Here is a 12,613-nt window from a genome sequence, read left to right on the forward strand (position 1 = left end):
ATTTCCATAACCGCCTTCAAAGCCGTTTTCCAGAGCATAAATACCGTAGAAAAGAATATCCCCCATGGAGCGACCAGTTTTGTAATCTTCCATCTTTTCAGGATGGTAACCAAGATAAACTCCATTAATATCTTTGCCTAAAGTTACAATATCTCCCTTTTTAAAAGGCATTGGGATACCGACATACATTCCCTCAATACCAACTCCGTAGGTTTTACAGTTATGGTCATAAACATAGATATTCATCAGATCAAGATTTTTTGAAAAAAGACAGTAGTTAGAATCTGACAGGTAGTTCTCTCCATTTCCTTCCTCATCATCATCGAAAGATAATTTATCGATGCGTAACCTATCCTCAGGATCCATGCTATATTCCTTTGAATAATTACGTATGGCATCAAAGCATGCCTTATAGGATTTAAAACATTCTATAGGCTCTGGCTCTAATTTCCCCTTATGCTGAACTCTTGCCTGATAGAAGTATCCACGGGTATCAGCTTTCATGAAGGCGGTCATGTTTCTTACATCACTTATATATCTTCTGATAAATTCATGGGAGGTAAGACCAAAAGTTTCCTGAAAACTCATATCGGTAATGGAAGTTAAAGGTAGAGCATCTGAGGATTGAAGATATTCCTCTAAAGACTTTACTTTCTCATCAACGCTAATAAACGGGCAGGTTAAGACTACAAAAATTACCTGATCGGCACTAAGTTTGTAGTCAATATCGTAAAGATACTGTCTAATATCTTTTGAGTTAACATACCTTATAAAGTCCATACTGAACCTCCGCATTTTTCTAATAGAATAAAAGAGGTTCATTCCAGATCCTGATAGATACGATGAAAATGACAAAAAAAGAAGAGCGTTTAAGAGGAAAATTTATCTTATTGATTTACTGATTATTATGATTATAATAAAAGACAAGGGAGTCAGAACTTTTTTTCCTTCTCCCCTGTTTCGGTGATTCTAATTTACCATGCGTTTGAAGGCAATAACAGTAAGATTAGAACCACGATAATAATTAAGGTTTTCATAGTTGATTCCTTAATTAAGTTATTACACAGTTCTAAACTTCTTTTAGAGCCATTTCGCAGATGGCTCTAAAGTTTAGAACCACCTCTGCAAACTCTCGTCTGCATTAACCTTATTTTATCACATTAAGAAAATCTCGTTATATTGTTTTCTACGATTTTTCATTAAACAACATATAGTTAATTATACAATTTTATAAAAATAGCAAATAAAAACTTGTCAGAAATTATCAAAAAAAAATTAAAATCTTCCAGCCAGAACCTGTGCTTTGAAGAGACAGATTTTAACCGAAAGATTTCTAATTTAAATTGAATGCTTAACTAGCCTATTAGTACAGAATTCTGCACTTTAGAGTACCTTCAATGTTACGCAGTGAAGGTACAACCTCCTGAGGCTTGTCAGAGTGGATATCCATAACCACATAACCGATATCAGCGGTAGTCTGCAGATACTGAGCTGCAACGTTGATATTCAGCTTGGCAAAGGTTTCGTTGATCTGACGCATTACACCAGGTACATTCTTGTGAACGTGAAGCAGTCTTGAAACATCAGCTCTCTTCGTTGGAAGAGATACCTCAGGGAAGTTAACAGCGGTAAGAGTGGAGCCATTGTCTGAATACAGAGCCAGCTTCTCAGATACCTCAGTACCGATATTCTTCTGGGCTTCTTCAGTACCGGCACCGATGTGAGGAGTCAGAATTACATTGTCAAACTCACGCAGAGGAGTTACAAATTCCTCACCGTTCTTTGAAGGCTCCTTTGGATATACGTCCACAGCTGCACCTGCAACCTTACCTGAACGCAGAGCTTCACACAGAGCTTCAATATCAACAACTGTTCCACGGGATGCATTCAGGAAGCGAACGCCATCCTTCATCTTGGCAAACTGAGCCCTGGAAATCATGTTCTTGGTGGTTGGCAGCTCTGGTACATGCAGAGTAACAATATCAGAGTTCTCAAGTAACTCATCTAAGGTATTAACCTGTTTTGCATTACCAAGAACCATCTTGTTTTCTACATCATAGAAAAGAACAGACAGACCTAAAGCCTCAGCCAAGATACCAACCTGAGTTCCGATATGACCATAACCGATAATACCTATAGTCTTGCCACGAGCCTCGTGGCATCCGGTTGCAGCCTTGTTCCAGCCGCCGCGGTGCAGAAGAGCGTTACGTGCTGGAATGTCACGTAAAAGCTGTAAGTACTCACCGGTTACAAGCTCAGCAACAGATCTGGTGTTTGAGAAAGGTGCATTGAATACAGGAATACCCAGTGCAGCCGCGGCCTCAAGATCGACCTGATTTGTACCAATACAGTAACAGCCGATTCCGATCAGTTTCTTAGCATGCTGCAGAACTTCAGCTGTTAAATGAGTACGAGATCGGATACCGATAAAATGAACATTCTCGATAGCATCTAAAAGCTCCTGACCATCAAGAGCCTTTTTCTGATACTCAACATTTGTATATCCAGCTTTGTTTAATGCATCTACAGCACTTGGATCAACGCCCTCTAAAAGAAGGATTTTGATCTTTGATTTTTCTAAAGATAATGAAGGCTGCATGTTAACCTCTATGATACATACTTATTAAAACAAAATGCCCGTCACATGGCGGGCACTAAATTCCTTTGTTATTTCTTGTTACGCTTTCTGCGCTCTAAAACGGCTTCATTCAACATCGCACAGATCTGCTCTGTATCTTCCATTCCGATGCACGCATCTGTAATTGACTGGCCGTACACAAGATTTCTTAAATCCTTAGGCAGATCCTGACGTCCCTCAACAAGATTTGACTCAAGCATCAGACCAAAGATTCTGTTGTCGCCAGAAGCAACCTGCTGGGCAACATCACGAGAAACATCAACCTGCTTCTTGAACTGCTTGTTAGAATTTGAGTGAGAAGCATCAATCATAACCATTGGCTTCAAACCGGCCTTTTCAAGAGCCTGACAGGTTTTCTCAACGTCCTTTGAGCTGTAGTTAGGCTCTTTACCGCCACGTAAAATCACATGACAGTCATCATTGCCCTTGGTGTGAACAATTGCAACATGGCCCATCTTGGTAACAGACATGAAGGTGTGCTCATTCTCAGCAGCAATGGTTGCATCAATTGCGATCTTTACGGATCCGTCAGTAGCATTCTTAAAACCGATTGGACATGACAGACCGGAAGCCAGCTGACGATGCAGCTGAGATTCGGTGGTACGTGCACCAACAGCGCCCCATGAAATGAAGTCGTCAATGTACTGAACAGTGATAGGATCCAGAAACTCAGTAGCTGCAGGCATTCCAAGACTGTTGATGTCACAGAGAAGCTTGCGGGCAATCTTCAGGCCCTGATTGATATCATGAGAATCATCCAGGGTAGGATCGTTAATTAGTCCTTTCCAGCCAACAGTGGTACGAGGTTTTTCAAAGTAAACTCTCATTACAACCACCAGCTGATCCTGATACTTCTGACGAAGCTTCATCAGTCTGTTTGCATAGTCAATAGCAGCTCTGGTGTCGTGCACAGAACAAGGTCCTGCAATCACAACCAATCTGTCGTCTACACCGTTGAAAATATTGTGGATCTCTCTTCTTGTCTGATCCACAACGCTATTTGTGAAATCTGTTGCCGGAAACTTTTCAATCACGGCAATTGGGGGAATTACCTGGTACATTTCGCTGATTCTCGTATCTACGATACCATGCCCCGCTTCGTTAGGCGGGGTAAGGTTCAAATTCTTGTCAATAGTCATATAAACCGCCTAATTATCTAAAGTTGTAAAATCGCCAATAATAATAGTTAAAAGAGGTCTTTGAAGCTGAAGTATTACTTTGCTTAAATATGCTGCCTGGAGCACTCCCTTTTAAAAATATATTATTAGTATTCACGATTTTCTTCCTAAAAATTACATATCAAAATATTATTCCGAGGCAAACCTTACAATGCCTCATTCATAAAAGTTCGTAGTTCATTATAAATACGGATTGAAAATTTATTCAAGTAAAATGGGGGTAAAAAAGCGAGGAAAATTTTAGTGCTCAGAATTTGTGCAATGCCCAATATATGTGCAGAAAATGGCTATTTTGCAGTTTCCCTGGAAAAAAAACACTAAAAACAGAACTGTTTAATAAAATTTAGAACAGATTAGAGACAAAAAAGGATGACTTTACAAAGAGATAAGTCATCCAAATAACAAATGGAATTCTAGATGTCAAGAACAAGAGTTACAGGACAGTGATCAGATCCCAAAACATCATTCTCAATACGGGCATCCACGATATTGTTTTTAAGTTCCTCTGAAACAAAGAAGTAATCGATTCTCCATCCGATGTTCTTTGATCTTGCGAAGGTTTTATAGGACCACCAGCTGTAGCAGTCTGGCTTGTCTCCATTCACATGTCTGAAGGTATCGACATAGCCAGCCTCAACCATCCTGTCAAGAAACTCGCGCTCTAAAGGCAGGAATCCGGTATTGGTCTCATTGGTCTTAGGACGGGCAAGATCAATGGGCTTATGGGCAATATTGAAATCACCGCAAACCACAATTGGTTTATCCTGTCTAAGTTTCTGAGCATAATCAAAGAAACAGTCAAAAAAGCCCATCTTATAAGGCACACGCTTAAATTCACCGGTAGGTCTGCCCTTCTCATTTAAAATAGCGGCTCCGCCATTTGGGAAGTAGCCATTGAAGAAATGAAACTTTTCAAACTCAAGATGAATGATTCTGCCCTCTCCCTGAAATTCAGGATCAGGAAGCTCGTATTCAACAGAGAGAGGCTTTAACTTCGAGAATACAGCTGTACCTGAGTAGCCCTTTTTGACCGTTGAGGAACAGAAAAAGCTCTCATAGCCAGACTTTGTCTTCAGAGCATCATCAAGCTGATCTACACTGGCCTTGGTCTCCTGAAGACCAATCACATCATAGGTAGAGTTACGGAACCAGTCGAAGCCTTCCTTTGCGGCAACCGCTCTGATGCCGTTAACATTCCAGGAACTTAGGGTAATCTGCATATCAGTCCTTTACAATCTCATCAATTCTGTTGTCGTTATCACCGCCGATGGCAGTCATAAGAGCCATAGTGGACTTGAGGTTGTTAAGCTTAGCCTCAAGATAGGAAATCTTGGCATTTCTCATAGTATCGGCAGAGGTTAAAAAGTCGGTTAAAGCCACCAGGCCGGATTCATATCTTACCTTATAGCGTTCATAATTACGTACTGCAAGCTCATAAGCGTGCCTGTAAGTCATAAGAGATTTCTGATAGTAGTCAACATCAGAGATATCATCATAAACTTCCTGAACCGCCTTGACGTAATCAGCTACAAAAGCGATGTTAGCAAGGTCGATATCCTTAAGCGCGCTCTTTTTCTGCTTTGAAAGCTTGTTGAAGTTTAAGAACGGAAAGGTTACAGAAGAACCTAAGGCGCCTACAGGATTAGCAAGAAAACGGCCTATGGAACCGGTATCTCCGGTGGTGATACCCGCTGTTAAGGTAAAGTCAGGGAAAAATGCCATTTTAGCTTCATTGTAGTTGGCATAGGCTTTTCTTAAGGTGGCCTCATCCTTCATAAGATCAGGACGTCTTGCCAAAAGCTCTGAAGGAACAGACAGCGAGAAAGCAGGAACCACAGAAGTATCCAGAGATGCTATTTCAAAATCATGATCTGCTGTTGTACCCAGCATGGTTGCAAGAGCAGTTCTTGCTTTCTTAAGATTGTTTCTACGGGTATCAAGCGTTGCCTGAACTTTTAAATGGTTAATATGAGCATCATCCACATCCAGAGAATCAGCAGCACCTGCGGAGAATTTGTTCTGCACCAGGGCAAGACGCATCTGAGAGTCCTTTAAATCCTGCTCACCGATGGCAACAGCCTCCTTTGCATACGCATACTGCCAGTAGGCTGCAGCAGTAGACTCGACTACAGTCAGTCTCATGGCAAGATAATCATAGGCAGTTGCCTGATAGTTTGCAAAGGCAGCTTCATCAGCGGCCTTTAATTTGCCGAATAAATCAAGCTGATAGGACAGAGAGAAGTTTCCACTTGAACTCTTATGAGTTGAGTCATGATAATCGAGAGCTCTCTTTGCAGTTGAGCCTATTGATGCAGATGCGGTTGGATGATTGTCGGCTGCCACAATATCCACATTGATAAGAGCCTTTTCTACATTTACATAGGCGGTTCTCATATCAAAATTGTTCTTAAGGGCAGACTCCATCAGAGTATTGAGATGCTCATCCTTAAACTGTTTCCAGTAGTCAGCCTCAATTGGAGCACCAACAAAACGGTAAGCATCGTGGTAGGATGCCACCACCGGAAAATCAGGTGCCTTATAATCGGTAAAAAAGAGACTGCAGCCGCACAGACAGGCACTCATACATACAACAGAAAGCTTCTTTAACATTTACAGACCTCTGAGGGTTTCTTCCAGATATTCACGCCAGTCAGGCAGATTTCTGCGGAAGGTTTTTGCAAAACTGTCACAGTTCATGCGAGAATCAGCAGGTCTTTTAGCCTTGGCTCCAAACTCTTCTGAAGTAATAGGCAGAACATTGACGTCATGACTGATAATACCGATGGATTGAGCCTTGTCGAGAATAACTCTGGCAAAATCATTTCTTACAATTTCAGGGTATCCGCAATAGTTATAGATACCGTAAGAATCAAAGTCTTTGGTTAAAATGGAATCAGCAATAAAACAGATATCATCAGAAAGAGCTCTTGCAGGAGTTGGATTACCAAGCTCATCACAGACAACCTTAAGAGTATCTCTTGAAGAGGCAAGATTAGCCATGGCTTTGACAAAGTTTTTACCGTAGCGGCCAAAAATCCAGCTGGCACGCAGAATTACAGCACGACAGCCACTGTCAAGAATAAAGCGTTCTCCAAAGAGTTTTGTCTTACCGTATACACAGCGGGTATTTAAGGACTCTTCCTCTGTGTGCGGTCCGCTTTTGCCGTTGTCATAAACATAATCTGTAGAAATATGAATCAGAGGAATATCTCTGCTGAGACACTCTGCTGCAAGATTTTTCGGACCTAAGGCATTTACAGCATAGGCTGCCTTTTCCTCGTCCTCTGCCTTGTCCACCGCGGTATAGGCTGCACAGTTTATTACAAGATCAATCTGTGTAGAATCAAAAAGTGAGGTGACCTCATTATCTGAAGTGATATCAAGCTCTGCATGACCACAGGCAATAACTCTATATCCTAAAAAAAGCAGTCTTTCACATACTTCAAGACCAACCTGACCTTTTGCTCCGGTAACAAGAATCTGTTTCATAAAAAAACTAACCTATTTCTTTGATTTTGTATTTCTGGTTTTTGACATTCTCTTAACAAGTGCCTCCACTACCCTATAGGAACTGTTGAAGGCATCAACAGGCAGACACTCGTATGGTCCATGACAGTTAAGACCTCCGGTGAAAATATTCGGTGTTGGAAGTCCCTGACTGGAAAGATTTGAGCCGTCTGTTCCACCGCGTACACGGTTTAAAACAACCTTCACTCCAGCATCCTTAAAGGCCTTGGTGCAGATATCAAGGATCTCCTGATTCTGCTTTAATACCTCTTCCATATTGGAATACTGGAATTTAAGATCCAGATCAACTCTCCCCTGACCATATTTGTTATTTAAAAATTCAACTGCTGATTTTACAAAATCAAGGCGCTTTTTCATACCTTCATCAGTAAAATCACGAATAATCATTTTCAGTTTGGCGCGCTCAACCTCGCCCTCAATTCCATGAACATGATAAAAGCCCTCCTCACCTCTGGTGTTCTCAGGCTTTTCATCCCTTGGCAGCATTGAGATAAACTCAGTTGCCAGAGTAATCGCATTTACAAGGTTCTTGTAGGCAACTGCAGTATGAACCGCAGTACCGTGGAAATTTAAAATAGCACCATAGGCATTGAAGGTTGCAACATCCAGTTCACCTAGTTCTGTACCATCCACAGTGATTCCGTAATCACAGGCAATATCCTTTACATCAAGATACCTGGTGGAAAGACCTATTTCCTCATCAACAGAAAAGATGATCTTAAGAGGACCGTGCTTTAGGCTACTGTCGGTTTTAAGATTACGCAGAAGTAATAAGAGACAAGCAATTCCGGCTTTGTCATCAGCTCCAAGAAGAGTTGTACCGTCAGTGACAATGATATCCTCTCCAATGTGGGAGCTTAGTTCCGGACAGAAAGAGCTGGTTATTGTAAGACCGTTATCAAGCTTTATGCCCTCACCGCTGTACTTTCTGACAAGTCTTGGTTTTACATCAGCACCACTGCAGTCTGGAGCAGTATCCATATGAGCAAGAAGACACAGTGATTTTGCTTTTTCACAACCATCCGAGGCAGGAATTTTCACTGTAATCACTCCGTGCTCATCCTGCTTTGAGTCATAGCCAAGCTCTGATATGGTCGAGGAGAGATAAGCTCCGAAGCGAAGCTGCCCTACTGATGAGGGAACTGTTTTGGAGCTGCCGTCAGCTCTGGTGTCAAAGGCAATCAGATCTGAAAAAATCTTAACCAGAGGATCAACTCCGCAAAGATTGTCAAAGTCCTTTGAAGTTCCTGTCTGCATTATCTTCTCCTTATTCTCTATTCACGTGCCAGCGCATCAATTGGGTTAAGTCTTGCGGCTGAACGAGCAGGCATGTAGCCAAACACAATTCCTATTATAGACGAAGTAATCACTGCAACCACAATTGAGGTCACAGAGAAGGATAAAGGAATTGCAGGCATTACAATCGACAGTACAAAGCCTAAAATCATTGAAAAAATCACGCCTAGAAGACCTCCGATGATACATACGGTAATCGACTCAATCAGAAACTGAGTCATGATATCGGAACGTCTGGCGCCAACTGCCACACGGATACCGATTTCACGGGTTCTCTCGGTTACAGATACCAGCATGATGTTCATCACACCGATACCGCCAACCACCAGAGAAATAACCGCAATCGCAGAGATTAAAAGCGTAAAGGTTCCTGTAGTCTGAGAGATAGACTTCATGATGGTATCCGAGGACTGCAGGAAGAAATCCTTGCGGCCGTGTCTGGTCTTTAAAAGATTGGTGATGGAGGCCTCGGCAACTGCAGGAGAGAATCCATCCTTGGTTCTGACAATAATAGATGAGATATAGTTCTGTTTGATGATACGGTTCATCAGTGTGGTATATGGAATATACACATACAGATTGTCAGATGGTCTGAAGGCAACCTCCTTGTTCACCAGCACGCCAATAACTGTAATAGGTTTTCCCTTAACCAGAATTCTCTTGCCGATTGGATCCTCATAAGGGAAGAAAGTCTTCTTGGTGTTGTAGTCAATAACTCCAACCTGAGGGGACATCTCTGACTCATCCTTGCTGAACATTCTGCCCTTGTCGATCTCCATGCCGTAAACACGGAAATAATCCTCACTCACACCATACACAGTAACACTGGCCTCAACGTTCAGACGGTTTACAGTTGAGGAGGTTTGTACAGTTGGAGAGGCAGAATCACAGTAAGGCTGACCTTTTAAGGCCTTGAGATCTTTAACGCTCAGGGTACGAACCTTTCCTGAACGCATATCGCCCATTTTCTCTCCGGGCATAATCGTAATGGTGTTTGTACCCATAGAGGAGATATTCTCAATAACCTTATCCGAAGCACCGCGGGCCAGTGCCACAACACATACTACCGACATAATGCCGATAATAATGCCAAGCATGGTTAAAATGGTACGCATACGGTTAGAGATCATGGCTCTGATAGCCATAACATAGGCTTCACGGAAACGGTCAAAGTAGGCGTGAAAGGAGTTGATCTCATCACCTAGAGAAATATCCTTATGCTCAGCTGTATCCTGATGGTCAGCAACTGACTCATTGATGCTGTCTGACTCCACATTACCGTCCTTGATGGTAATAACACGGTGAGCATGAGCTGCAATCTTAGGATCATGAGTCACGAGGATAACAGTATGTCCCTGTGCATTTAAAGAGGTCAGAATATCCATAACCTCAGCACCAGATTTAGAATCCAGAGCACCTGTAGGCTCATCAGCCAGAATAATCTGTCCACCGTTCATTAAGGCACGGGCAATGGAAACTCTCTGCTGCTGACCACCTGAAAGCTGAGAAGGCTTATTAAGAGTCTTATCCCCAAGACCTAGTCTGGAGAGCAGTTCTACTGATTTTTTAGAACGTGACTCTTCCTTGATACCAGCATATATGGATGGTACCTGAACATTCTCCTGGGCATTAAGATGTCCTAAAAGATGATAGCGCTGAAAGATAAAGCCGAAAAAATCTCTACGCAAAGCCGCCAGTTCATCCGGAAGCATATTAAAGGTATCATTGCCGTCTACCTGATAGCTTCCTGTGGTTGGAATATCAAGACAGCCGATGATATTCATAAGCGTGGACTTGCCTGAGCCTGACGGACCGACAATGGCCACCAGCTCTCCCCGGTTTATGGTAAGGTTGATGCCGTGAAGGACTTCAACCTTAGCCACACCGCTACCATAGGATTTGGTAATGTTCTCAAGTTTAAGAATAGGCTGAGGCATTAGAATGGACCTCTTCTGCGTCTACCGTTCTGTTCTGCTGCAGCTTCAGCTGTCTTAACATCATCACCAATCACAACCTTATCATCGGAGGTCAGGCCCGAGAGCACCTCTATGTACTGATCGTCCTTAAGTCCGGTTTTGATGGTTTTCTCAACCACTGTGGAGGAATCTTCTAGTACATAGACTGTTGCCACATCCTCGCGGGAGGAACGCAGAGTTGATAATGGCAGAGCCAGAACACCTTTCTTGTCAGCAATATCAATCACCACATCTGCAGTCATATCAATACGCAGTGTTCTGTCCTTGTTCTCTGTAAGAATATCTGAGTTGTAGTAAATTGCAGTAGAAGAACTTGAGGATGAAGAAGAGCTTGATGAGGAGGAGGTACTTGAAGACTCATAGCTTGATGGAGCAGGAGCTATGGACTCAAGAGTACCCTTAAAGGTTCTGTATGGAAGGCCTAAAATCGTAAAGGTGCATTCCATGCCTGGCTTTACATTAACCACATCTGCCTCGGAAATCTCAGTTTCCACCTTCATGGTATCAAGATTTGCAAGTCTTAGAATAGTTGGTGTGGTCTGATTGGCGTTAACAGTCTGTCCTTCAGAAACCACAGTTGCATATACGGTTCCGTCCATTGGGGCTAAGATTTTTGTATAACCAAGATTGGTAACCGCCTCATCCACTGCCAGCTGAGCCTTCTCCTTCTGAGCCTTAAGTTCATCAAGTGCTGCCTTTGCCATATCATAATTTGCAAGAGCAGCTTCGGCATCCTGCTTTGAGGTAGCATCCATCTTCACCAGTCGTTTCTGACGGGAATTCTCAAGTGAGAGCTTTTTGAGCTCAGCATTCTTTGAAGCTATCTGGGCATCAATAATATCCACAGAGGCCTTTGCTGTCTTAAGAGATGTTTCTAAAATCTTTGGGTCAATTTCACAGAGCAGATCTCCTGCCTTGACTTCATCACCTGTTTTCACATAAAGCTTAATCACCTGTCCTGAAACCTGTGCGCCCACATCCACCATGGTTGAGCCTTCAATAGTTCCGGTTGCATATACTTTCTTTGAAATATCCCTAATCTCAGCTGAAGTTGTCATGTAGCTTACGCCTGATTTTGAACAGGATGAGAATACAAAATAACCGCCGATTAAAATCAGAGCAGAAACAATAATTGCGTTTCTTTTTAGATTTTTTGAATTTTTCAGGGAGTTGAGTGTAATCATATGAAACCGTTATTTAACCGAAAAATGTGAGATAATGACGCAGAATATATGAACATTCACTTAGTGCAAACTTAGTATCCATAATATATTATTCGCCAGAATTAACTAACAAACTTTTTTTTAATTTTTGATTGTAACCATAAAGAAATAAAGGCAATTTATGACCGATTCATCTTCAAAAGCTGTAGTAAAACTCAATGCGGACAGACAGAAATCTCTACTGCGTCATCACCCTTGGGTTTTCTCAAAGGCAATTCAGTCTGTTACCGGTGATCCAAAGAACGGAGAAACTGTAACCATAGTTGATGATAAGGATAACTTCTTAGCTTACGGACTATACAGTCCACGCTCTCAGATCCGTATCAGAGCCCTGTCTTTTGATGAGAACGTCAAAATCAGTGCAGAACTGATTCATGATCGCATTGTGCAGGCAAATCAGCTTCGAGCAAGAGTATTTGCCCGCGGTAATGACGGTGTACGTCTTGTATCATCAGAAGGTGATCTGCTTCCTGGTCTAATTGCAGATAAATACAATGAATATATTGTCATCTCAATTTCATCCTGCGGTATGGAATACTACAAGGACGTAATCGTAGCCACTCTGCATGAACTGTATCCTGAGTGCTCTATCTATGAGAGATCAGATACAAAATCAAGAAATAAGGAAGGTCTTGAGGAGCATAAAGGTGTAATTCTGGGAAAAGAGCCAGAGGATACCATTTATGTAAAGGAAGAAGGTCAGGTTTATATTCCTGTAGACATCAAAAACGGTCATAAGACAGGAGCTTACCTCGATCAGAGACTCAGCCGCAT

General features: G+C 42.1%; 9 protein-coding genes and 1 pseudogene. 1 reads left to right on the plus strand and 9 read right to left on the minus strand.

Annotated features, from left to right (window positions below):
• From QZU45_RS07865 to QZU45_RS07905, 9 genes are all read right to left on the minus strand, one after another.
• Positions 1–780, minus strand: a 780-nt coding sequence (locus QZU45_RS07865) for a hypothetical protein (protein WP_295353812.1), incomplete at its 3' end; no start/stop codon positions are given.
• 583 nt (positions 781–1,363) lie between these two features.
• Positions 1,364–2,599 (minus strand): phosphoglycerate dehydrogenase, encoded by a 1,236-nt coding sequence (gene serA / locus QZU45_RS07870; protein ID WP_295353814.1) that lies wholly within the window; start codon positions 2,597–2,599, stop codon positions 1,364–1,366.
• A 68-nt stretch (positions 2,600–2,667) separates the two neighbouring features.
• Entirely contained in the window at positions 2,668–3,777 is a 1,110-nt protein-coding gene (aroG, locus tag QZU45_RS07875) for a 3-deoxy-7-phosphoheptulonate synthase AroG (protein WP_295353816.1), read from the minus strand.
• A 452-nt stretch (positions 3,778–4,229) separates the two neighbouring features.
• Positions 4,230–5,036, minus strand: coding sequence for an exodeoxyribonuclease III (locus QZU45_RS07880; protein WP_294997717.1), 807 nt, complete (start codon positions 5,034–5,036; stop codon positions 4,230–4,232).
• A gap of 1 nt (position 5,037) precedes the next feature.
• Positions 5,038–6,426, minus strand: coding sequence for an efflux transporter outer membrane subunit (locus QZU45_RS07885; RefSeq protein ID WP_295353818.1), 1,389 nt, complete (start codon positions 6,424–6,426; stop codon positions 5,038–5,040).
• A complete protein-coding gene (rfbD, locus tag QZU45_RS07890; RefSeq protein ID WP_295353820.1) occupies positions 6,427–7,305 on the minus strand; it encodes a dTDP-4-dehydrorhamnose reductase in 879 nt (292 codons plus the stop codon). It abuts the gene before it with no gap.
• Positions 7,306–7,317: 12 nt separating this feature from the next.
• Positions 7,318–8,601, minus strand: coding sequence for a peptidase T (pepT, locus tag QZU45_RS07895; RefSeq protein WP_295353822.1), 1,284 nt, complete (start codon positions 8,599–8,601; stop codon positions 7,318–7,320).
• 17 nt (positions 8,602–8,618) lie between these two features.
• Complete coding sequence (locus tag QZU45_RS07900; RefSeq protein ID WP_295353824.1) at positions 8,619–10,577, minus strand: MacB family efflux pump subunit; 1,959 nt, start codon at positions 10,575–10,577, stop codon at positions 8,619–8,621.
• Complete coding sequence (locus QZU45_RS07905) at positions 10,577–11,800, minus strand: efflux RND transporter periplasmic adaptor subunit (RefSeq protein WP_295353826.1); 1,224 nt, start codon at positions 11,798–11,800, stop codon at positions 10,577–10,579. The genes QZU45_RS07900 and QZU45_RS07905 overlap by 1 nt, the downstream gene beginning before the upstream one ends.
• A gap of 160 nt (positions 11,801–11,960) precedes the next feature.
• On the opposite strand from QZU45_RS07905, the pseudogene QZU45_RS07910 reads away from it, so the two are divergent.
• Positions 11,961–12,613, plus strand: a pseudogene (locus QZU45_RS07910) (23S rRNA methyltransferase); the annotation flags it as partial.

This window comes from uncultured Succinivibrio sp. (assembly GCF_902756765.1).
Taxonomy (GTDB): Bacteria; Pseudomonadota; Gammaproteobacteria; order Enterobacterales; family Succinivibrionaceae; genus Succinivibrio.